Origin of the sequence: Sphingopyxis sp. USTB-05, assembly GCF_023822045.1 — a bacterium.
Lineage (GTDB): Bacteria > Pseudomonadota > Alphaproteobacteria > Sphingomonadales > Sphingomonadaceae > Sphingopyxis.
Window position 1 is genome coordinate 575,231 of record NZ_CP084712.1, and the last position, 22,505, is coordinate 597,735.

The 22,505-nt window shown below is 64.0% G+C and carries 17 protein-coding genes; 3 read left to right on the forward strand and 14 right to left on the reverse strand.

What is annotated here, in order from left to right; genetic code table 11:
• The first annotated feature begins 182 nt into the window (after positions 1–182).
• Both KEC45_RS02495 and KEC45_RS02500 read left to right on the forward strand, forming a co-directional pair.
• On the forward strand, positions 183–2,222 hold the full coding sequence (locus KEC45_RS02495) for an amidohydrolase family protein (RefSeq protein ID WP_062184650.1): 2,040 nt from the start codon (positions 183–185) through the stop codon (positions 2,220–2,222).
• Complete coding sequence (locus tag KEC45_RS02500) at positions 2,219–3,391, forward strand: dipeptidase (RefSeq protein ID WP_062184647.1); 1,173 nt, start codon at positions 2,219–2,221, stop codon at positions 3,389–3,391. The genes KEC45_RS02495 and KEC45_RS02500 overlap by 4 nt, the downstream gene beginning before the upstream one ends.
• 92 nt (positions 3,392–3,483) lie before the next feature.
• Here the strand turns inward: KEC45_RS02500 and KEC45_RS02505 are convergent, their stop codons facing one another.
• From KEC45_RS02505 to KEC45_RS02550, 10 genes are all read right to left on the reverse strand, one after another.
• Entirely contained in the window at positions 3,484–4,185 is a 702-nt protein-coding gene (locus tag KEC45_RS02505) for a hypothetical protein (RefSeq protein WP_152682464.1), read from the reverse strand.
• A gap of 16 nt (positions 4,186–4,201) precedes the next feature.
• Complete coding sequence (locus KEC45_RS02510; RefSeq protein ID WP_062184641.1) at positions 4,202–5,185, reverse strand: spore coat U domain-containing protein; 984 nt, start codon at positions 5,183–5,185, stop codon at positions 4,202–4,204.
• The gene (locus KEC45_RS02515) at positions 5,170–7,476 is read right to left on the reverse strand and encodes a fimbria/pilus outer membrane usher protein (protein WP_062184638.1); all 2,307 of its coding nucleotides are present in this window, start codon (positions 7,474–7,476) and stop codon (positions 5,170–5,172) included. Before KEC45_RS02515 ends, KEC45_RS02510 begins: the two co-directional genes overlap by 16 nt.
• A 58-nt stretch (positions 7,477–7,534) precedes the next feature.
• Entirely contained in the window at positions 7,535–8,275 is a 741-nt protein-coding gene (locus KEC45_RS02520; protein WP_252171465.1) for a molecular chaperone, read from the reverse strand.
• A 14-nt stretch (positions 8,276–8,289) separates the two neighbouring features.
• Complete coding sequence (locus KEC45_RS02525) at positions 8,290–8,847, reverse strand: spore coat U domain-containing protein (RefSeq protein ID WP_193749202.1); 558 nt, start codon at positions 8,845–8,847, stop codon at positions 8,290–8,292.
• Between the two features lie 45 nt (positions 8,848–8,892).
• Positions 8,893–9,444, reverse strand: a complete 552-nt coding sequence (locus KEC45_RS02530) for a spore coat U domain-containing protein (RefSeq protein WP_062186803.1) — start codon at positions 9,442–9,444, stop codon at positions 8,893–8,895.
• 584 nt (positions 9,445–10,028) lie between these two features.
• Positions 10,029–10,418 (reverse strand): RidA family protein, encoded by a 390-nt coding sequence (locus tag KEC45_RS02535; protein ID WP_062184630.1) that lies wholly within the window; start codon positions 10,416–10,418, stop codon positions 10,029–10,031.
• A 19-nt stretch (positions 10,419–10,437) separates the two neighbouring features.
• Positions 10,438–11,586: an alanine racemase gene (locus KEC45_RS02540; RefSeq protein WP_062184627.1), complete on the reverse strand. Its 1,149-nt coding sequence runs from the start codon at positions 11,584–11,586 to the stop codon at positions 10,438–10,440.
• Positions 11,583–12,212: an HAD family hydrolase gene (locus tag KEC45_RS02545; RefSeq protein ID WP_062184625.1), complete on the reverse strand. Its 630-nt coding sequence runs from the start codon at positions 12,210–12,212 to the stop codon at positions 11,583–11,585. The genes KEC45_RS02540 and KEC45_RS02545 overlap by 4 nt, the downstream gene beginning before the upstream one ends.
• Positions 12,213–12,384: 172 nt before the next feature.
• The gene (locus KEC45_RS02550; RefSeq protein ID WP_062186801.1) at positions 12,385–13,284 is read right to left on the reverse strand and encodes a LysR family transcriptional regulator; all 900 of its coding nucleotides are present in this window, start codon (positions 13,282–13,284) and stop codon (positions 12,385–12,387) included.
• A 204-nt stretch (positions 13,285–13,488) separates the two neighbouring features.
• On the opposite strand from KEC45_RS02550, the gene KEC45_RS02555 reads away from it, so the two are divergent.
• On the forward strand, positions 13,489–15,588 hold the full coding sequence (locus KEC45_RS02555; protein WP_062184622.1) for an alpha/beta fold hydrolase: 2,100 nt from the start codon (positions 13,489–13,491) through the stop codon (positions 15,586–15,588).
• 7 nt (positions 15,589–15,595) lie between these two features.
• Here the strand turns inward: KEC45_RS02555 and KEC45_RS02560 are convergent, their stop codons facing one another.
• From KEC45_RS02560 to KEC45_RS02575, 4 genes are all read right to left on the reverse strand, one after another.
• Positions 15,596–17,014, reverse strand: coding sequence for an FAD-binding oxidoreductase (locus KEC45_RS02560; protein ID WP_062184619.1), 1,419 nt, complete (start codon positions 17,012–17,014; stop codon positions 15,596–15,598).
• Between the two features lie 17 nt (positions 17,015–17,031).
• The gene (locus tag KEC45_RS02565; protein WP_062184615.1) at positions 17,032–19,473 is read right to left on the reverse strand and encodes a penicillin acylase family protein; all 2,442 of its coding nucleotides are present in this window, start codon (positions 19,471–19,473) and stop codon (positions 17,032–17,034) included.
• A 22-nt stretch (positions 19,474–19,495) separates the two neighbouring features.
• Positions 19,496–20,692 carry a M20 aminoacylase family protein gene (locus KEC45_RS02570; protein ID WP_062184612.1) on the reverse strand — a complete coding sequence of 399 codons (1,197 nt, stop codon included), beginning with the start codon at positions 20,690–20,692 and terminating at the stop codon, positions 19,496–19,498.
• A 114-nt stretch (positions 20,693–20,806) separates the two neighbouring features.
• On the reverse strand, positions 20,807–22,438 hold the full coding sequence (locus KEC45_RS02575) for an AbgT family transporter (RefSeq protein ID WP_238586741.1): 1,632 nt from the start codon (positions 22,436–22,438) through the stop codon (positions 20,807–20,809).
• Positions 22,439–22,505: the final 67 nt, after the last annotated feature.

Genomic DNA, 22,505 nt, shown 5'->3' on the forward strand with positions numbered 1-22,505 from the left:
CGGTTTATTTTTTTGCGATCGCGCTGAAAGAATGTGGTTCGCAGCCGGACTATATCTCTGGAGGTCGTGCGCTTGTCTGCCGATCGAAGCTCCCGTCGGGCCCGATATTGCCATGCCATGAAAGAAATGAGACCCGGTCGAGACTGTCGCTTCCTGAAGGTAGAAAAAGAGGAAGCGCAACGATGGTTTCATTTCGCCGTACCCGGGCCCTGCTCGCTGCGTGCATCACTTCGTCTGCGGCATGGGTCGCGACGCCAGCCGCAGCCGACGGCACATATGACATATTGATCATGGGGACCGTGAAGGGCGAAATGACGGTTGCGACCGAGGGAGATGCCCGCCGCGTCCGATTCCAATATGTCGATCGCGGCCGCGGGCCCGATTTCCGGACCGAGCAGCGAACCGGCCCGGATGGCGTGCCGACCTCCTATTTTGCGTCGGGGGTGAATTATCTGAAAGCGCCAGTCGACGAGCGGTTCGAGAGTGTCGCCGATGACGTACGCTGGAAGAGTGCCGCCGATGCGGGCGGAGCGAAACGAGGCGGATATTATGTCCCGCACGAGGGCACGCTCGACGCGACGGCCGCGCTGGCCGCCGCCTTGCTGCGGGCACCGGGCGGCGAACTGAACCTGCTGCCCCGCGGAAAGGCGCGCATCGAACGGGTGACGGAAACGACGCTGCCGACCGGCAGAGCGACGCTCTATTTCATTCACGGTCTTTCATTCGCTCCGAGCCCGGTTTGGCTCGGTGACGATGGCCATCTGATCCTCGAAGGGAATAGTTGGGTATCGGCGCGCAGGCAGGGGCTTGGCGCCGAGGGGGACAGGCTGATCGCGCTGCAGGAACAGGCGCTCACTGATCGCGAGATCGCACAGGCGAAGAGTCTCGCGCAAAAGCCCGCCGGTGCCGTCGCTTTTCACGATGTCGCAATCTATGACGCGGTGAAACGCAAGCGGGTCGAACATCAGACCGTCATCGTCCGCGGGAACCGCATCATCTGGGTCGGCGCGGCGAAGGACATTACGGTCGAAGAGCGATCGGACATGGTGATCGACGGCAAGGGGCGCACCCTGCTTCCCGGCCTTTTCGACATGCACACCCATCTCGCCGACAATATAAGCGGCCTGCTTGCGCTGGGCTCGGGGATTACCAGCGCGCGCGATCTTGCGAACCAGATCGACAAGCTCGCTGCGCGCAGCGCCGCATGGGATAAAGGCGAATTGATCGGGCCGCGCGTTTTCCGGGCGGCGATGATCGATGGCAAGCACCCCCTCGCGGGCCCGACCGAACTGCTCGTAGGAACGAAGGAGGAAGCGTTGGCAGCGGTCGCGCGGGCGAAGAATGCGGGCTTCCCCGCCGTCAAGCTCTACAGCTCGCTGCCCTCCGATCTTGCCAAGGTGATCATCGACGACGCGCATCGGCGCGGAATGCGCGTCGGCGGCCATGTGCCGGCAGGGATGACAATGACGCAGGCGATCGAGGCTGGCTTCGACGAGATCACGCACGCCAATTTCTGGTTGCTGGGATTTATGGGCGATGAGGTCGTCGCAAAAACAAACACGCCTGCGCGTATCAGCGCGCTTGGCGAGCGCGGTCGCGAATTCGACCTCGATTCGAAGGAGGTGCGGGATCTCGTGACGCTGGTCCGCGCCCGCGGTATCGTGCTCGATCCGACGCTGGGCGTCTTCCAAGATACGCTGCTTGCCCGGCCGGGCGAACCCGTTCCGAGCGTCGCCGCATTCGCCGATCGTATGCCCGCGACCGTAATCCGGTCCGTGTCGGGTGGCGGGATGGCCAAGGACGAAGCGACGCGGGCGCAATACCGGGAGTCGCTCGATCGTCTCGGTCAGCTCTTCCTCCGCTTTCATCGTGCGGGCGTTCCGCTGGTGGCCGGGACCGACGGCCTCACCGGTGTGTCGATGCCCTTCGAACTTGCCACATATGTAAAGGCAGGGCTCGCACCGGTCGACGCGCTCCATATGGCGACGCTCGGCGCAGCGCGTGTCGCCGGCGCGGAGGATCGGCTCGGATCGATTGCGGTCGGCAAGCTCGCCGATCTTGTGCTGGTCGAGGGCGATCCGACGGTGAGCATCGCCGATATCGCGAAGACCGAAGTGGTGATGAAGGACGGTGTGCTTTTTGACCCGGACAAGCTTTTCGTCGCTGCGGGCATGCAGCCGCGCAAGCCGGTTGCGGCCGCGAAAATGGGAGATGTGAAATGATTCAGGACCGCAGGAATTTTCTTTTCGCCTCGGCAGCGGCAACCGTGGCGGCGGCAGCGCTGGATCCCGTCGCCGCCGTTGCCGGCGAACCCGGAGCGGCATCGGGTGGCGGCGATCCGCTGTTCGTGAACTCGCTCGGCACGCTGTTCGGCTTCGATGCGCCGCCACCGCCGCCCGGTTCGAAACCGCTCATCGTTGAGACACGGCCCGAAATGGTGACCGATAGCGCGGTCCGCGACACGCTTGCCGCCGGCATGGCGGCGGTGAACGTCACCGTCGGCCATGTCGCGGGCGATATCGATCCATTCGAACATAGCGTCGCCGACATCGGGCGCTGGAACCGGATCGTCCGCCAGCGCAGCGACAAGTTGCTGCACGTCCTCACCGCCGACGACATTCTTCGTGCCAGGCGCGAAGGCAAGGTCGGCGTCATCTATGGCAGCCAGAACAGCACGATGCTCGGCGACAAGGTTGAACGCGTCGACCTGTTCGCCGATCTTGGTCTGCGCGTCTTTCAGCTCACCTACAATGCCGCAACCAGCGTCGGTGACGGTTCGATCGTACCGGAGAATCGCGGACTGACACCCTTCGGCCGCTCGGTGGTCGAGCGCCTCGCCGAGCGGCGTATCCTGTGCGACCTTTCGCACAGCGGGCAGCGCACCTGCCTCGACGCCGTGCGTCATTCGGCACGGCCGGTGACGATCACCCACACCGCCTGCCGGGCACTCGTCGATGTGCCGCGAAACAAAAGCGACGAGGAATTGCGGCTGGTCGCCGAGAAGGGCGGTTATGTGGGAATCTACTTCATGCCATTCCTCACCGACAGCGGCCCCGCGAAGGCTGAGCATGTCGCGCGGCACATCGAGCATGCGATCAAGATTTGCGGTGAGGATCATGTCGGGATCGGCACCGATGGTCCGATGTCGGCGGTCCCAAATATGGCCGAATTCATGGAAGCACAGCGTCAGTATATCGTGCAGCGCCGTGCGCAGGGTATCGCCGCGCCCGGCGAGCGAGAGGATGCGCCCTTTTTCGTCGTCGACCTTCAGGGCCCCGATCAATATCGCGCCCTCGCCCGATTGTTGCGCAGCCGCGGGCACTCGCAGGCGCGGGCGGACAAGATCATGGGGGCGAATTTCGTCCGCGTGGCGCGCGACGTCTGGGGGTAGGCCTGTCGCAAGGACGGCTCGGCCGTTTACGCCTATGGCCTGTCAATGTCGGCAAGTCGGTGATTCTGCTGCTATCGGGCCATGCCTGGCGTTCAGGCGCCTAGTCGATCGAAGTAGGCGTCGAGCTCGGCGCGACGCGCATCGCTGATCTTAAGAAAAATGCGACGCTTGTCTTTGAGATCGGGCACGCGAGCAAGGCTGCCGTCGCGCTCCATTGCCTCGATTGCGCGGAGCGCCGTCGTTGAAGGAACGGCAGATGCGATGCAGAGGCTCGATACCGAAACGGGCTGGCCCTCATAATGGGCGGCGTAGAGATCGAGCAGCATGTCCCAGGCGGCTTCGCCGAAGAGCGAGGCGGGTAGGAAGTCGGAGCGCAGGCGGCGTTGGCGGATAAGGGCGCGCGCCTGGGCGGCGCGGCCTTGCGGAAAGCTTTTTGGATCTCTTTGCGCGTCGGGCGGGTCTTCATCGGAGCGGTGCACCGCCGATAGTGCTTGGCTGGCAGGCGGCCCGAAGGAGACCGGGACGACGCGCGGTCTGTCCAGAAGCAGTGCCTCGAGCTGATGAATGAGCGAGGAAACCTGCTGCTCATAATCGCCGGGTCTTCCGCTGCGCCGTTTTCCCATATCAAATGCCGCCAGGCTGGACTCTCTCATGTCGATCACCTTTCCAACGAAGGTGACGGTGCAAATATCCCTCAACTTAATCCGTTTCGGGGCGCTTTTTGTGTCCGATATGGATTGATTGCTTGCGGCATATTGCCTGCAGTCGAACGGTTTCTTGCGACTCTTCCCCATCCGTTTTCCGAGAAGGTCAGAATTCGACGTCGAGCAGGATGGTGTCGCTGTAATCGCCAGCGGACGGTGTCGGTTGCGCGGGATTTATCGCCGCGCGGTAGGTGAAGCTCTGAACCGTTGTCGAATCATAAACGCCCGCGTTGACGTCGGCCGTCGAGCTCGCGCGCCGCTCGGCGCCGATCCTGCCCCAGCGATCGGGCGAAGTCGCCGATTTGTAGATTTCGTACGCGAGATAACCGCCGCCGCCTTGCATCCGGCGTACCGAGCCGAGTGCATGGCTGCCATTGTCGAGGCCAACCGAATAGGCAGCGCCGGCACTGCAGCGTATCTGAATCGTGCGCGTGACCGGATTGAAACTGCCGGCGAGCGGAGCGACGCCAAAGTCGGCGTCGGGCGCCTGAATGATGCAGTCATTCGCGATCCGAAGCTCGATCGCGATGCGAACCGGCGTACCCGTTCCCCAGTCGATCGGGCCGATTAGCGGGCGGTTGAAGCCCGGGCTGGTCGACTGCGCGAGGCAGACCGCAACCCCGAGTGAGCATACCGAATAATACCAGCGCAGATCGATATAACCGGTGTAGGTTCCGGCGCGCAGTCCCGACGTCGGAATGGTGCGGATGTAAATCGGCACGCTGTTGTTGGTTCCGGCGAACAGGCTGAGAATGCTCAGCGACGACAGGTTGACGAAATTGCCCGCGGCCAGCGCGGTGCCGTTCGGGGTCAGCGACGCCTGGTAGCTTATGCTGCTGCCGCCGGGGCCCGAGAGCTGGAAGGTTGAGGCATCGACCCGGAGCGCGACGTAATGTGCTGCCAGAACCGCGAGAAGCACGTCACAGCTGAGACCTGCGGAGCCGCTGCCGGTTCGGGGGCTCGCGGCGGCGACATAGCTGCTGTGGCTGCCGAGATCGGTAGTGGCGCCAGCGACGGTGCAGGCAAAGGCGCTTCCCGGCAGGCAAGCCAGGAAGACAGCGAGGGCCGTTTTGATCAGTGCAGCACGCATGTTCGCTCCCCAATATCGATGATGGTTCCGTCCTCTTCCGGGGGTGTTGCGGGCAGCGTGAGGTCGAGGTGGCAACGGCGGCCGCCAATCTCAATCGCGGCGGCTGCGCCCTCGTCGAGATTTTCGATGAATAGCAGTCCGTCCCAGCCGACGATGGCCGGGCTGCCCCCGATTTGGGCAACCGTCCCGGCAGGAAGGAAGGCGCCGCTCTCTTCGCGGACGACGAGCCGTGCGGAGCGTGTCCGCTTGACTGGAAAGCGGACGACATGCCCGCTGCCGCGTGCCACCGCAACGCGCTGGCTGACGACCGGCGTCGTGACGTTGGCGTCGAGGCCGAGCGTGTCGATCTCATATTGGCCAGCATAATAGGCAGCGCCCCAGGGGATCAGAAGCTTGCCGTCGGCATTAGTGTGGCCCACGAGTTGATTCTCGTACCGGACCGGGATGCCGGCCTCGCCGTCGGTACTGACGACGACGAAGGCGTCCGAGACACGATTGGCAGCAAAAACACTGTCGTCCATAAAGACGATCGAGCCGCTTGCGCCCGCCCACCACGTCGCGTCGCCGCTGCCATAGACGCCGCCACGCAGCAGGATCGGATCGGTACGCCAGGCGATATCGCCGCGCAGGGCCAGGTCGCCGCCCTGGCCCGCAGCGCTCGCGCTCCAGCCCCATCCTCCCTCGCTCGGGACGGCGCGCGAATAGTCGGTCCGCCAACCGTACCCGCCGCCGGGCAGACCGGCGATCCCGCCCGCGACATTGCCGCGGTTGCCGCCGAGTGGAATCGATAGGGTGAGCGCGCCGGACCAACTCCGGTCCTCGAATTCATGCGAAGCGCTGGCGTTGATCCGGCTGCCGCGCCAGATCGGGAGCGAGAGCGATGCATTGGCAAGGCGCGTGTCGGAGCCGCCGTCTTCGCGGATCGCGAAATAGCCGAGCCCGACCGTACCGCCCGGCCCAAGCGAAAGGCTGACCGTTGCGGAGCTGATCTCGCGGGCGCCGCGCGCGCGGATTCGATCTATGAACCCGAGGTCGGCATATCCGGCGCTCTCGCGGCTGTGGCGAAGCGCAACCGAAAAGCTGCGGGCCTGATATTCGTAGCCGAGAGTCCATTGCGAGCCGTTGCCGCCATCAGTATCGCCGCGAAAGCTGCGGCTGTATGAGCCGCTTACCACTCCGCCCGCGCCGAGGCGGACGACGGCGCCGCCGCCTGCTAACTGCATGTCGTTGGCGATTTCGGCTCGCACTTCGAGTGTGATCGCTTCAGAAAGTCCATGGCGAAGCGATGCCGAGGCAGCAACGCCGCCATAGTCGAAATTCCTGACGCCGTAATTTTCGCGAAAAGCACCCAATGCGACCGCGAAGTCGGTAAGCCCCGGGCGGAGCAGCGCGCTCGATACGTAGAAGGGCATTGCGGTAGAGATGCTGCGACCATGCAGGTCGGTAACGACTATGTTGGCTTCGCCAGCGCCGGTGATCGGGGGCAGATTCTCGATTGCGAACGGTCCGGGGTCGACAGTGCCGCCGCCGACACGCTGCCCGCCCACGATAAGGTCGACTGTCGAGGGAAGCGCCGCGCGACCTGCAAAGGCAGGCAGTGGATAGGTGACAATGTCGGGGCGGACCGCGAAGTCCCGCGAAACCTGGATTCCGCCCAACCGGACCGCCGAGGCCCAGGGCAAGGTGCGGGTGATGACGTCGCCGGCTTCGAATGTAACCGCGGTTGCCTCGTCGGACCGGCGCCAGCTTGTGTCGTAGCGGACGTAGGATTTGCCGGCACCGCTGCGCAAGACACCGGTGGTGGAAATGACTCCGGCGCCGCCGAAAACGCGCGCCTCGTGCCAGAGAGAGACTTGCGGCTTGCGATCGCCGCCGCCGCTTACATAGGCGTCATAGTTGAGCAACGCTCCCATATCATAGGATGCGGGTTCGAATTTGCGCCGGGATGTACCGACACGCTGGGAAGGAAAATAATCGGGCCCGGCAGTCAGCCACAATTGCTGCGACGGAGCGTCATAGGTCGCTTTCATGCCAGGGAGTTCGTCGACAAAGACGCTTGTGGTCTGCGCGCCGAGCTGGAGCCCGGCATTGCGGAGATAGGCGAGTTCGATGCGAATGCGATTTCCGGCGAGCAACACCGGCGCAACGATGCCACTGCGCCGTTCGTTGACGACGATCTCGAGAAGGAGGCGCTGGTCGAGGGCCGCCCCCGCGCTCTTCGGCGGCGGCGGGAGGTCGCCGAAATTGTTCAGACCTTCGGTCGCGCGTGAGGGGCAGGCGATTCCGGTCATGGCAACCGCCCCGGCGATACAGCTCAGCGATCGTATCGCACGGCGTCCGGCCATGGCATCAGTCCGGCGTTCGTTTGAGCGGAGCGGCGGCGAGGCCGTTCACCGAGGCGCTAAGGGCATGGGCCGCATCGCCGGCAGCAAGCGGCCAGCGCATCGTGCGGCCGGCGAGCACATAACCGAGCAGCCCTTCGGCGAGCGGGGTGCGGCCGTCGATGACGGCCTCGGTGAGCCGCGCATGCACCGTCCCGTCGTTCTGGATCTCGACAAAACGCTCGCCGCCCTCGGTGACGACGCGCCAGGCGAGCCTCGGCTCCAGCGCGGGGACGTTCTTGCCCATAGCCGGGCCCATGACGAAAAGCGGGATCGAGTAACGCATGCGAAAAGAGATTGCGGCGCCAGGCGCAGCGTCAGATCCCGCCTGTGCCGGCACTTCATCGACGATGACGCGGTAAGGCGTTTCGGGACTGGAACGGGCTGCTTCCATACGGGTCAGTCGGACGAGTTGCTTTGTGCCGGGAGCGATGGTCACGATCGGCGGTGTACCGACGACCGCTTCCTGAGGGGCATAGACATTCTTGCCGTCGGCCTGTTCCCACGCGTAGATACGGATTTGGAGCGTTATCGGGGTCTTGCCGGGATTTTCCAGCCATAGCGCGGCCGCCTTCTTGTCGGCTTCGATCGTGGGATTGACCGGCCAGATGAGGACCGAGCCTGGCTGCTGCGCTCCCGCTGAAGGCGAAATAATGAGGAGAAGGAGCGCAGCGACTAGAAGCGCGAGCGAAAGATAGATGTTGCGCATGCATACGGTCCGATTCACCATGAGAGCGTGACCGTCAGCTGGTCAGCGTAGACACCTGGAATTCTGTTCCCGGGGAGCGTAAGGGTTGCATAAACGGGCAAGCGGACATCGTTCGCGTTCGCCGCCGTGACGGTGACGCCGCTGGTGCCGGCTATCGGGATCGGTTGTGTGCACCCGGCATCGCGACAGAGGCGGTAGGCTACCCGTGAGCCGATATCTCCACCGCGTTGGAGGTGGCGAGCACCCGAGGCGAGGTGGGTGCCGCCGTCGATGCTCATCATCAGGCTGACGCCAGGGGTGCATCGCAGGCGGATGGCCTGCGATGCTGTCGTCGTCGCATTATGGGTCGCGGTCGAAAGGCTGGAGTCTTCCCCGAAGTCAAGCGTCCCGATAGCGCCGGCATTGACGCCGGGTGCAAGGCCATCAATGAGGCAGCCGGGTTCGATCCGCGCGGTAACATCGAAATCGGCGTTTGTTTCGGCCTGCGCCGGAAAAGAGAGGCCGCCCCCGCTCGCGACCAAAACGAGGAGGGCGGCCAGCGCCCGGCGCATTTGTTCCAGAGAGTCCGTCATGGGTAGGGCCATGCCAGTCTTAGCGCCGGGCTGAGGGTTCGTGTCCTAAAGTTCGAGAACGACGGTGATTGTGTCGCTGTAGGTTCCGGCGACCAATCCGGCTTCGCCAAAGGCGCGGCCGTAGATATTGATGGTCTGCGCCGCGCCGGTAGAGGCTAGAACAATGTCGCCGCCGATTGGAATGAGCGTCGTGCGGCTCGAATCCGAATAAAGGTTATAGGTCACAAACTGTCCGGCGGTCGAGGAATGGGCCATGGCCCGCAGGCCCGTGCCGGCGCCTTCGCCATCATTCTCGCCGGCTTCGAACGAGAGGATGGGCGCGATGCCGGGGCTGCACTGGATCGAAAGCGCACCGCCGCCGTTAAGCACCTCGGCGTCGCTCTGCACAAAGAGGGTGTTCTCGGTGCCGAAGTCGACGGTGCCGAAGTCGGCACCGCTCGCGCCGTCGTCGAGATTCTGCCCATTGATGATGCAGCCGGCTTCGAGCGTGATCGTTGCGTTGATAGTGCCCGTAATATCGGCGTGAGCGGAAGGAGCGAGAACCGCAGCCGCAATCATAGTGCCTGCAGTCAGAGCGGATTTATAGGCGTTATTCATCGGGCGCATCCCCTGCTGATTTATTCCAGAGTAAGAATCCGGAACAAGATCTTCCTGATGCGCAAAATGTATAGAAGACATGTTAACAATATATTTGTGTCAACTCGGGATATATTGTCATCAAATCAGTGTTGAATCACTAAATACTGCAAATGACTGTATGTCATTGCAGTTCAATTTCCGAGATATGTCTGTTGATGACATGCTAAGTGTCCTTTCCACAAAAGTCCCGCGCAGCCGTGTCCGGATTGGAGCATTTGCGGTGAAATGGGCGGGTTGGCCGTCATCCGCCTTGAACGGACATGTGCGTCGCTCGCGCGTTGCGCCTGCATTCGTTATTCTAAATCAGCGATTTGCAGGGGATGCTGTCCATCTCGCGCTTTGCAGGGCTTTGGTCCGGACCGGATAGGATTGTATGTCGGGTAACCGCGATCCCGGCCGGCCGCGATCGAACATGCCCCGCATTGTTGCTCGGCGGCTGCGAGCAGATGGCTCGAAAACGGCCATCCTCTGCCCTTCATGTTCGCTATGTCACCGAGGGAGATGTCATCATTGATATGAACGATATATCAGGAAAACTGTAGTCAGCCCACTGCGACCACCGCCTCGATCTCGACCAGAGCGCCGAAGTGAAGTGGGCCGCTGGGGACGATCGAGCGGGCTGGGCGATGGGTGCCGAAGAAGTTGGCGTAGGCGCCGTTGACCTCGCCCCAATGCGCGACGTCGGTCACGTAAAGAGTACAGCGGATGACATCCTCTTTCGCCGCGCCGACGACGCCGGCGATCGCTTCGATATTGCCGAGCGCGAAGGCCACCTGATCGGCGATCGGGACGGTGTCGGCGTCGGGGGTGTCTCCCGTCACGCCGAGTTGCCCCGACACATGGAGCGTATCGCGGTGGAGGACGGCCTGCGCGTAGTGCCCGCCCGGTGGCGGGGCATCGGCGCAGCGTATTTCGGTCAGCTTTTTGGTCATCTTCTATCTCCGGATTGTGTCACCAGCCGCCGGTGCGCGGCCATTGCGCGACTATCTCGCCGCCCTGCAGGACATCGTAGGACGCATAAGCGGCGCAGGTCAGGCAGGCGTGGTTTGGAAGGATGCGAACGAGGCTGCCGATGGGCAGGCGATCGAACCAGCTTTCGTCGGGGACCGTTACGCTGCCATGTTCCTGATGCACGACGGTGACCGCAAGTGATCCGAGCTGTTCGAGCGTCACGGCGTCGCAGACGAGGCCATAGCCGGCTTCGGGCATGAAGCGATTGGCGCCGATATCCTTCGACAGCGCGAGCGCGCCCGCGTCAAGGATCAGGCTGGGTCCGTTGTGCTGATGCCCGATCACCGTTGCGAGAACCGAGACGGCGATGTCGTCTGGCGTGCACACGCCGCGCGAGAGCTGGGCCAGATCGTGGAACAGATAGATTCCGGCGCGCACCTCGGTCACGCCCGCCAGATGTTCAGCGAACAGGACTGTCGGCGTCGAACCGATGCTGACGATGGGGCAGGGATGGCCGCGGTCGCGCAGATAGTCGGCCGACGATACCGCGGCGAGACGTTCGACCTCGGCCAGCGCGCTGACGGGTTCGGGCTCGGCGAAGGCATAGGAATGACCCGCGTGCGACATGATGCCCATCAACTCGAGATTTGGCGCGGAGGCGGCGATGGCCTCGGCGATCGTGAGAAGCGCTGCCGATGCGGGCTCGACGCCGCTGCGATGCTCGCCGCAGTCGACCTCGATCAAAATGCCGAAGCGCGCGTCGAGCGCGGCCGCAGCCTGTCCGATCAGCGCGGCGGCTTTGCGGTCGTCGACAACGAACAGCAGTCGTGCGCCCGTTTCGCGCTGGATGCGGTCGGCGCGGGCGAGTTTCGCAGGCGCGATCGCGGTCGAATAGAGGATGTCGCGCCAGCCAGCGGCTGCGAAATATTCGGCCTCGGCCAGCGTCGAGACGGTAATCGGCCCCTGTTCGCCATCGGCCGCCATGCGCGCGACGTCGGTCGACTTGGCGGTTTTGAGGTGCGGGCGGAGTATGACGCCGAGGTCCGCGCAGCGCGCGCGCATCCGTTCGGCGTTGCGGTTTAGCCGCGCGGCATCGAGGATAAGCCGGGGCGTATCCAACCCCTCGAACATCTCCGCTTGTTTTATCATACCAGCTCCATCAGCGGATCGAGCGTATCCGCGATCAAAAGGGGCCGCGCGGTATCGGCGACGAACGGCAGGCCCGCCCGGTTGTGCCAGAAAACGGGCATGCCGACCCCCGCAGCGCCTGGAATGTCGGCGGGCGACCCCGCGACGAACAAGGTGCGCGCAGGATCGGCGCCCAGCCGCTCGAGCGCCGCACGATACGGTTGCGGATGCGGCTTGTAATAGCCCGTCTCCTCGGAGGTAACGACAACCGAGAAGGGGACGCCGACACGACCGGCCGCCTGCCGCCCCAGCAGGGTCGAACAGTTAGTGACGACGCCGAGCCGGATGCCGCGCGCGCTGAGCGCCCCGAGCACGCGGGGAACTTCGGGCCAGGGCTGGAGCGTGTTCCAGTGCGCCGTCAGCGCGTCGGCGGCGGAAGGCGCGATCCCGGCCTCGATCGCGGCTTCACGCACTAGATCCTCATAGGGGCGATAGGCGCCGCAGCCATAGGTCAGTGCCAGATAGGCCCGACGCCAGCGCAGCCCGTCTGCGGCTGATCCCGCAGCGCCGTTCCAGAGCGACCAGGAATCGAGCAGGGCCGTCAGAAGGTCGAAGACGACGGCTTCGATAGGGGCGATCTGTTTCATAGGCTGAGTTCCGAATCCCGTTTCGCCGGCCGGGAACCGGGCACCCGGATCCGGGCGGCGCCCTTGTGTCGAACCGCGACTAACAGGGATATGACGGCGTCGGCCAATGCCTGTTGTGGATGGAATTATGCCGCAGCGTAAGCATCTTGGCGCGCCGGCCATGGCGGCGCTCCTATGCCGCCGCCAGCCGCCAGAACGTCTCGGCAGAGGGCGATTGCCGGCCGCGCGGCCGATAGAGGCGCACATCGACGGCGATGTCCCAGCGATCGTCCCCGGCGCGGACCAGCGCGCCCTTTGCAAGATCGTCGGCGACGATGCTGAGCGGAAGCCAGGCCAACCCCTTGCCATCCTTTGCCATGCGCGCGAGCACCAGCGTGTGCGAGGTAAAGACCGGCGTGAAACTGGTCGGCGTTGCGCTGGCGCCCAGCACCGCAGACACGATGCGGTCCATGCCCGATTCCGCGCCATAAGCGAGCAGGCTGACCGGACCGCCCCCTTCGCCGACCAGCGGATGGAGCGGCGCCGTGCCTTCTTCGCGGGGGGCGCTGACTGGGACCAGGGCGTCGGTGCCAAGCGAAATCGATTGGAAGCCGGCGCCGTCGAGAACCGACGGGGCGCCGGCGTGGAAATAGCAGAGGCAGAAATGCGCCTTGCCGTTGAGCATGATCTGTTCGGATGCGCTCATATTGTCGGCATTAAGCTGGATCGGGATTGCGGCGTCCATCATGGCCTGAAGCTGGGCGAGCCACTGGGGGAAGAAGTTCAGCGCAAGCGCGTGGGTGACGAGAATCTTGACCGTCGAGGCCGAGGTTCCGGCGATCTCCTGCACCTCGCGCCGACCATGTTCGATGTCGCGCAAGACGGTTTCGGCGATCGCGGCGAAGCGTTTGCCCGCGGGGGTCAGGATCATCTGGTGCGTGCTGCGATCGACGAGTTCGACCCCCAGCCAATCCTCGAGCGAGCGGATACGGCGGCTGAACGCGGGCTGTGTCACACAGCGCGCAGCCGCGGCGCGCGAGAAATTGCCCGCGCGGATCAGCGCGCCGAAATCCTCAAGCCAAGCCATTTCCATCGCGCAAATCCCTCCGATCCACCGACCCTTGTAACCGATCGCGGGCGATCGCCCAGCCTTCCCGTCATGCATGGTTTGATCCATATTCTGCATTGGCCCCGGCGTGCGGCGATTGGCAGTCTGTGCTGGTCGAGGGAAATGCCCCGTCTTCCCGAGGTCTGAAAATGGTCGGTGGACGAGGGCGATTTCAGGGAGTGAGATAAGATGGGTTCGAACATCCTGCGCCGGCCGCTGCCGCGCTGCAATGCGCGTGTCGTCGCATGGACGGCCGCCGCCATCTGCGCGGCGATGGTCCCTGGAGCATCGCCAGCCGCGTCGGCAAAGCCCACTGTGGAAGGGCCATCGACACTGGTGCCGCGCGACCTGCTCTTCCGCTCGCCAACCTATTCGGAATTGCAGATCAGCCCCGACGGAAAGCAACTCGCCTTTCTCCACCCCCTGAACGGCGTTCTTAATGTGTGGGTGGCGCCGATCGACGATCCGGTTGCGGCGAAGCCCGTCACCCGCTTTGACAACCGCCCGCCCGACGCATTCCAGTGGAGCGCCGACGGGCGTTTCATCCTGGTCCAGAAGGACGTCGGGGGCGAGGAGCATCATCAGCTCTGGATCGCCGATCCCGAGAAGCGGACCGTCATCAACGCGACCGACGATCCCGCGGTGCAGACCAAGATAGTCAAGGTGTCGAAACAGCGCCCGGGCGAGATACTCGTCGGCATGAACATTCGCGACCGGCGTTACCGCGATATCTATCGCATCGACCTTGCGACCGGCCAGCGGACCGAGGTGTACCGCAACGCCGCGAATTATATCGACGTCGTCGCCGACCCCGATTTCAACATCCGCTTGGGGGTTCGCGGCAATGTCGACGGATCGTCGACCTATTTCCGGCTCGACCCGGCTGGCCCCAGCGAGTTCATGACGATTCCGCTCGCCTCGCTGCGCAATTCCAAGGTCTTCGGCGTCGATGCGAGGGGCCAGATCGCGATGCTCGACAGCCGCGACGGTGACAAGGCGAACCTCGTCACGGTCGATCTGACGACGGGCAAGAAGACGCTGATCGCCGCCGCTGTGCGCGCCGATATCGTCGAGCCTTTGCTCGACGAGGAGAGCGGGGCGCTGATCGCGACGCGCGAAGACCCGCTGGTGAGCGAGTGGACGGTGCGCTCGGACGCCGCGCGCGCCGAGTTTGCTGCGCTCGAGGCTGCCGTTGCCGGGCCGTTCAAGATTGCCGGGCAAACCCCCGACAATGCGCGATGGCTGCTGCTCGAGACGGTGCCCAACCGCCCCGACCGCTATAGCTGGTGGAACCGCAAGGACCGTAGGCTCGCGCCGTTGCTGTCGACGCGGCCCGATCTGGAGCAGCGAACGTTGGCGCGCCGCTTGCCGGTCACCATCGCGTCGCGCGACGGCCTTAGCCTGCCGAGCTATCTGACGCTGCCAACCGGTACGAAATTGGGGGCGAACGGCATGCCGGCGACCCCGGTTCCGCTCGTCCTGCTCGTCCATGGCGGGCCCTGGTTGCGCGACGATCTGGCCTTTGACGCGCAGCACGCCTGGCTGGCCGACCGCGGCTATGCGGTGCTGTCGGTCAACTTCCGTGCATCGGGCGGCTTCGGCAGCGATTTTATGTCGAAGGGCGACCGTAAATGGTCCGAAACGATGCACGACGACCTGCTCGACGGGGTGCAGTGGGCGATCGACAAGGGCGTGACGGCAAAGGATCGCGTCGCGGTAATGGGGCTTTCTTACGGGGGCTATTCGACGCTTGTTTCGTTGAGCTTTACCCCCGACACATTCCAGTGCGGTGTCGATCTTGCGGGTCCGAGCAATCTGGTAAAGCAGGTCGCCTTGATGCCCGATTGGTGGGCCTGGCAGCGTCCGCAATTCGTCAACCGGGTCGGCGATCCGACGACGAAGGAAGGCGCCGACGACCTGATGCGGCGCTCGCCGATCGCGCGGGTCGATGCGATCACCAAGCCGCTGCTTGTCACGAACGGCGCGAACGATCCGCGCATCTTTCCCGACCAGTCGCAGGAAATCGTCGATGCGATGAAGGCGCGCGGCAAACCCGTGACCTATGCCTTCTACCCCGACGAAGGCCATGTCTATGCGAAGGATGAGACCAACATCTCCTTCGCCGCGATCGCCGAGCATTTCCTGTCGAAATGTCTCGGCGGGCCGGCCGAGCCTTATGGTGACGACCTTGCCGGGTCGCGGGTGGAGCTGAAGGCAGGGGCGGCGTTCGTCCCGGGATTGGAGCAGGCGTTCAAGGCGACCGGTGGCGGGGTCACGGCGGGGAAATAGTCCCCGCCTAAGGCTCGCCCAAAAAGGTCGCGAGTGGAGCGTCGAATGGCGGCGCCTTTCCGGCGGTCTCGGCAAGGTCCATCCGCAGGAAGGCATTCTGGACATAGCGGATGCCCGCCCAGCGCAGCGGTTCGACCTCCCAGTTCGGTGCCTGCTGACGCAGATAGGGCGCGTGTGGATAGGGCGCAGCTCCTGTGACCAGCGCGGCGAGCGCGCGGGCCGAGATCGCGCTCGTAATGACGCCGTGTCCGGTATAGCCATAGGCGTGACCGATCCGACGGTTGCTGTCGAAATGCACCGTCGGAAGCCAGTCGCGCGGAACGCCGAGATAGCCCGCCCATTGGTGTGTGAACTCGACACCTTCAAGTGACGGCCACCATTCGAGCAGCCGGTCGCGAATCCAGCCGAAATTGGCATTTTCGCTAAGCGCGGTCTCGCTCATGTCGGAGCCGTAGCGATAGGGCGCGCCGCGGCTGCCGAACAGGATACGCCCGTCAGCGGTGCGCGTCAGATAATTGGTCGTGTTGACATAGGAGCTGAGGCACTCGCCGCCGGCCCATCCGACCTGATCCCATTGGTCCGCCGTCAGCGGTGCGGTCAGCATGATCGTCGAGGCCATCGGAATCAGACGGCGGCGATAGTCGGGTAGGCCGGTCAGAAACGCCTCACCGGCAAGCAGGACCGCGCGCCGTGCGCGGATCGTGCCGCCGGTGGTGATCAGCGCCGGTTGTATTCCCGCGCTGGTCTGCAGCACTTCGGTCCCCTCGTAGATGCGCACGCCGCGCCCTTCGAGCGCCCGCGCGAGCCCGCGCACCAGTCGGCCGGGGTGGATCGTGCCGCCGACACGGAGGCGGAGTGCGCCATGAACCCCGGTTGCGTGGACCGCCTCATGCGCCCTGTCGGCGTCGAGCAGTTCGCAGACATCGGTCATGCCAAGCGCTGCATAGGCGTCGTACGATCTCTGGAGAGAGGGCATTTGCTTTGCGCTGCGGGCGAGGGTGATGACGCCAACAGGATTGAAATGCGCGTCGATGTCTTCCTGCTCGCAGATGCGGCCGACCTCGTCGACCATCGCCTGCTGCGCCAGCAGCATAGTGCGCGCGGTCTCGGCGCCGAAGCGACGGGTGAGGGCTGCGGGGTTGATCGGAAGGCGCGGCGAGCACCAGCCGCCGTTACGCCCCGACGCGCCGAAGCCGCAGAACTGCCGTTCGACGATTGCGATCGAAAGCGTAGGGTCGGCCTGCAGCAGGAACCATGCGGTCCACAACCCCGAAAATCCGCCGCCCAATATCGCGACATCGACGGTCTCATCGCCCGCGAGCGGCGCGCGCGGGGTCAGATCGTCATAGCAGGTCGCGAGCCAGTAGCTGCCGATCGTGTCGGGGGAAACCGGATCCGTGCCTGCGGTTTTGCCGGTCGCTACCATGCCGGTTCGCCGCCGTTCTAGCGGCCTGTCGGCCGATACTCGATCGTCATGCTCGATACCGCATTCTTGCGAAACTGTTCGGGCGCGAGGTCGATTTTTTTGAGCTCATTGGTCTCGTGCATCATCGTCTGGTCGGCGAGGTTCGGATTGCCGTTGCTCTTGGGATCAACGAACAGATTCTGTCCGCCTGCATCGACCACCGAATAGAGCGCACGCCGGTCGCGGGCGATCTCCATCAGCCCGACCCAGCTTTCGCCGCCATTGTGCGGCGCCATCGTCGGGCCGAGGCGGAGGACCGCCGACAGGCGATGCTCCGGATAATCCTCGGCCATTTGAGGGCGGTCAGGTGTTTCGAGTGAGGCGTCGAAATATTTCCAGAAGATCGGTTGTTTCCATTCGGCCATATCCTTGCCGGGGAAACGTGCCTTGACCTCGGCTAACGTCGCCTTGATCGTGTCGATCATCGCCGCGGTCCGGTCGCGGCCGGCGAAATAGTCGATCGCCAATGGCGCCCCTGCGGCATCGCCCTGAAAGGCGCGGAGCAGCAGGCTCGACTGGTAGGTCAGATAACGGTCGGCATCGATCTTGTGCCACCAGTCGCCCATATCGTCGCCGAAGATCATCCGCGGCGCGACCTGCAGCCAGGTGCGATAAAGGGTAAGGCCGGGATTGTCGTAGCGCTGGTCGCTGTCGCTGTCGCGATACAGGCCATCGAAGCTCAGCATATATTCGCCCGCACGCTTGACTTCGGGATCGTCGATCGTCTCGATCGCTTTACGGATATACGGCGCAAAAAAGTCGGGCGCGGCCTGATTGCGATCGACCGCGCCAAGCGCGTTGAAGATCTTGCCGTTGAATTCGCGCATGTCGAGCAGGGTCAGCGACTGGCCGTTCTTCGCGAGCCGGTCACCGAGCCATGTGCGGAAGGTCGCACCGATGCGGGCGTTGTCGCCTTCCTGTGACCAACCCGTCGCCTTGCTGTTCCAAGACATGAAATATTGCTGCCGCGGATTGATCATCTGGGGCTTTTCGGCGGGCGTCAGAAAACCGGTCCAGTCATATTCACCCGTGCCCGGGGTGGGCAGGCGCGGGTCGACGCCGGCGGCCTTTTTCGGCAGCGCGCCCGCCTCGAAATAGGCGATCGTGCCATCCTCGCCGCCATAGCAGGCGCCGAGATTCCAGCCGAGGCGGTCGACGCCCTTTTCCTTGAATTCGGTGAGGCTCTTTGCGCGACCCATCTCGGCAAAGGCGATCCATGTGTCGAGTTCGCGGCCATGCACGCCCATCTGCTGCGAATAGGCGGTGCCATTGTCGATATCCCAGGCGATCACTGGCCCGTGGATCGTCCACGCGACATCGTGGGTGACGGGCGCACCGTCCTTTATCCGGAAGGTCTCGGTGCGATGCACCATCTTCTTCCACGCGCCCTTGTACCAATATTCGTAGCGGTTTTTGGGGTTCAGCTTTTCTGCGAAGGTTGTGCCGGCCTCGCTGCTTCCCGACACGAGCAGCCAGCCGTGCTGTGCACCGCGCCCCATCGTTGGTACGCCCCATCCAGTCGAGCCGAAGCCTGCATTGCCGAAGCCGCCTCCCTGCAGGTGGATTTCGGGGCCGTCGGCGGTGGCCTCCAACATCAGGACATTGCCGCTAGCGGATTTTTCAGGGCCGATCACCAGACAGCGGCTCGCGCCCTTGACCGGGAGCGGCGGTGCGGTCTGCTCGGCGGCGGAGGCGACGTCGCGGCTTTTGGGTAGCTGGGCGGAGGACTGGACCGGCGTGGGCACTGGACGCGCAGGCGCGCGGTCGTCGCCCGCCGGAATCGTCGTCGGGGAATCGGGGTCGGAGATCGGCACGACATCGTTGAAGATTTGCCAAGCCTTGTCCGCGCCATAGCGGTCGGTCATCGCCTTCAGAAATTCGAGATTTCGAATCTCGTAGGTGTCGCGACCCAGCGGCGCGGCGGTTATCAGCGCCAGATATTCGGTGAGCGTCCAGCGGGTCGGTTTGATCCCCCAGCGGATGAATTCGAGCGGCGTCAGATTTTCGGGGTCGGCGTTCACCTCGTCGATACGCTTGTTGATACCGTCGACCATGCCGCGGATCATCTTCTGATGCTCGGGCGCAAGCGCGCGATAACGCGTCATCAATTCGGTATCGGACAGCTTGCGACCGCGCATGACCTTGTCGGTGTCGAGCGCTGAGGCGCCCACCAGTTCGGCGCGGCGACCCTGTGTGTTGTGCCGCGCGAGTTCCATCGCGGCGAGGCGGTCGTGCGCGATCGCATAACCCGCGCCGAACATCACCGCGTCCGAGGTCTCACCTTCGACATGGGGGACACCGAAGCTGTCGCGATAGATGGTGACCTTGTCCGTTGCGCTCCCCTGTGCCAGCGCGGCGGGCGAGGCCGTGGCCAGAAATGCGGCGGAACTCCAGAGCAAGGCGGCAGTCGAACGGCGCATCAGAAACGTCTCCCCGGACAGTCTATTTCGGCAGGAATGCCTCGGCCAATGCGACCCACAGCGCCGCACCCGTGGGCGAAATACTGTCGTCATAGGCATAGTGCGAATTGTGGAGCATCACCGACCCCGGCCCCTCGTCGCCGTTACCGAGCAGCAGGAAGCAGCCGGGAATAACGTCGAGATAGCGGGCGAAATCTTCGCCTCCCATACCGGGCACTTCGAGGTCGACGAAGCGGTCGGCGCCGACGACCCCGATCGCAATGTCGCGGACGCGTGCGTAGAGATCTGCGGGGTTGTGCAGGGCGGGGTAGCCGCGCTCATAATGCAATTCGGCAGTTGCGCCGAAGGAAGCGGCGACGCCGGTCACGATCTCGCGCAGCCGTCGTTCAGTCGCGTCTTGGCTCGCCCGTGACAGCGTGCGAACGGTGCCGCCCATGCGCGCCTCGTCGGCGATGATGTTGAAGGCGGTTCCCGCCTCGACCTTGCAGATCGACACGACCGCCGCGTCCATCGGGTCGGTGCTGCGCGCAACGATGCTCTGCACTGCGACGATGATCTGCGCCGCGACCAGCACGGGGTCGACGGTGAGGTGCGGCCGCGCCGCGTGGCCGCCCTTGCCCGACACGACGATCTCGAACTTGTCGGCAGCCGCATAGAGTGCGCCCGCGCGCCCTGCGAGCTTGCCGGCGGCGATACCGGGACGATTGTGGATGCCGAAGATAACCTCCATCGGGAAACGATCGAACAATCCGTCGCGGATCATCGCGCTGGCGCCGCCGTCGGGATCGCCGCCGGGGCCTTGATAGCCGAGCGATTCCTCGGCGGGCTGGAAGATCAGGTGGACCGCGCCGTCGAAATTGCGCGTCGCGGCAAGATGTTTCGCGGCGCCGAGCAGCATCGTCGTGTGCCCGTCGTGGCCGCAGGCATGCATGACGCCGGGCGTGCAGGACTTGTGATCGGACTCGGCCAGTTCGGCCATCGGCAGCGCGTCGATGTCGGCGCGGATGCCGATTGCGCGGTCCGACCGGCCGGCGCGGATCGTCGCGACGATGCCGGTGCCGCCGATCCCGGTGTGGACCTCGTCGACCCCGAATTCGGCAAGCAGATCGAGGATGAAGCGGCCCGTGCCCAGTTCGTGAAAGCCGAGTTCGGGGTGCCGGTGGATATGCCGGCGCCAGGCGGTCATGTCGGCTTCGAGTGATGTCAGGTCAACGGACATGGGGACGCACCTCCTGGCGCAGCGGCAAAGTCAGGCTAAGGGCGGGGCGCTGCCGACCCCAATGCTTATCGGACATGGTTGCATGTCCCGCAGTGAGTTCCATCATGATCTCCCTCAGGGCACGGCGTGCGCCGCGACCTGATAGAAGACCTGAGCGTGCGGGCCGAGCGGAAGATCGAGAACGACCCACGCGACCACCATCATGATCCCCGTAGCCATGAAGCAAAGCGCATAGGGAAGCATCAGTGCGAGCAGCGATCCGACTCCCATCGACTTGTCCCACCGCTGGCAAAAGACCAGGACGAGCGGGAAATAGCTCATCAGAGGGGTCATGATGTTGGTATAGCTGTCGCCCATGCGATAGGCGGCGGTCGTCATTTCGGGGCTGATGCCCAGCAGCATGAACATCGGTACGACGACTGAGGACAGGACGCTCCATTTCGCTGTGGACGATCCGATGAACAAATCCATCATCGAGGATAGCAGCAGGACGCAGACGAGCAGCAGCGCCGGGGGAAGGTTCATGCCCTGTAATTTTTCGGCGCCACCGATCGCGATGATCGGACCGATGCCCGACCAGTTGAACATCGCTACGAAATGGGCAGCAAAAAAGACGAACACGAGATAGGGCGCGATCGTCTTCACACCCTCGCGCATCATCGCGATCACATCGTTCGAGTTTTTCACCGTCCCGGCCGCGCGCCCGAAAACGACGCCGGTCAGCAGGAACATCAGAAATAGCGCCGCGATCATCGAGGCGTAGAGCGGTTGCAGGCGGATCGGGCCCTCGGCGCCCTGATCGATGAAGGGCGTGTAGCCAGGCCACAGGCAAAGCGCCGCGAACAGCGCGGTGACCAGCAGCGCGGCGATGCCGGCGCGGCGAAGGCCCCGCCGCTCGTCGTCGCTGAGGTCGCCCTTTTCCAGATCGGCACGAAGCTCTTCGTCAACGTCCTCGTTCCATGTTCCGAGGCGCGGTTCGACCACCTTGTCGGTGATGAACCAGATGATCGGGGTAAAAAAGACGACGATGCCAAGGATGAAATACCAGTTGCCGAGTGGATTCATCGTCCAGCCGGGCTCGACGATGCGCGCTGCTTCCTGTGTGAAGCCGAACAGTAGGACGTCGAGCTGGCCCGGCATGATATTGCCGGCATAGCCTCCCGATACAGCGGCGAGCGCGGCGGCAATTCCCGCAAGCGGGTGACGCCCGACCGATGCGAAGAGGACCGCTGCCATTGGGATCAGCACGACATAGGCGGCGTCGGCGGCATGGTGCGACACCATACCGACGACGGCGATGATCGGCGTCATGTAGCGGCGCGGGGTGCTGCGGAGCGACCCGCGGATCAGTGCGAAGAACAGCCCTGATCGCTCAGCCACCGCGGCGCCCATCATGATCGTAAGAATGATGCCGAGCGGGGTGAAGCTGGCATAGGTGCGCGGCATTTCGGTAAACAGCCGCGCGATATTCTCGGCCGAGAACAGGCTGGATGCGCGATAGGTCAGGACGCCCCCGGCGAGTTCGGCACCGGCGGGCGCCTCCTTGCCCGAATAGGGTAGCGAGGCACTCCATCCGAGCTCCGCGCCGATCGCCGACACGATCATCAATATGACGATGAGGTAGAGGAAGATGATCGTGGGGTCGGGCAGCATATTGCCGACCCGCTCGACGACGCCAAGGAAACCTCTCTGACGCGCGGGGCGTGCGATTTCGGCACTCATGATCGCACCTTCCTGACCGGCCACGGTGAATTCTCCTTTGAAAACGACATGAGGCCCGCGCGCGCGAATGTCACGCGGGCCTCATCTGCCT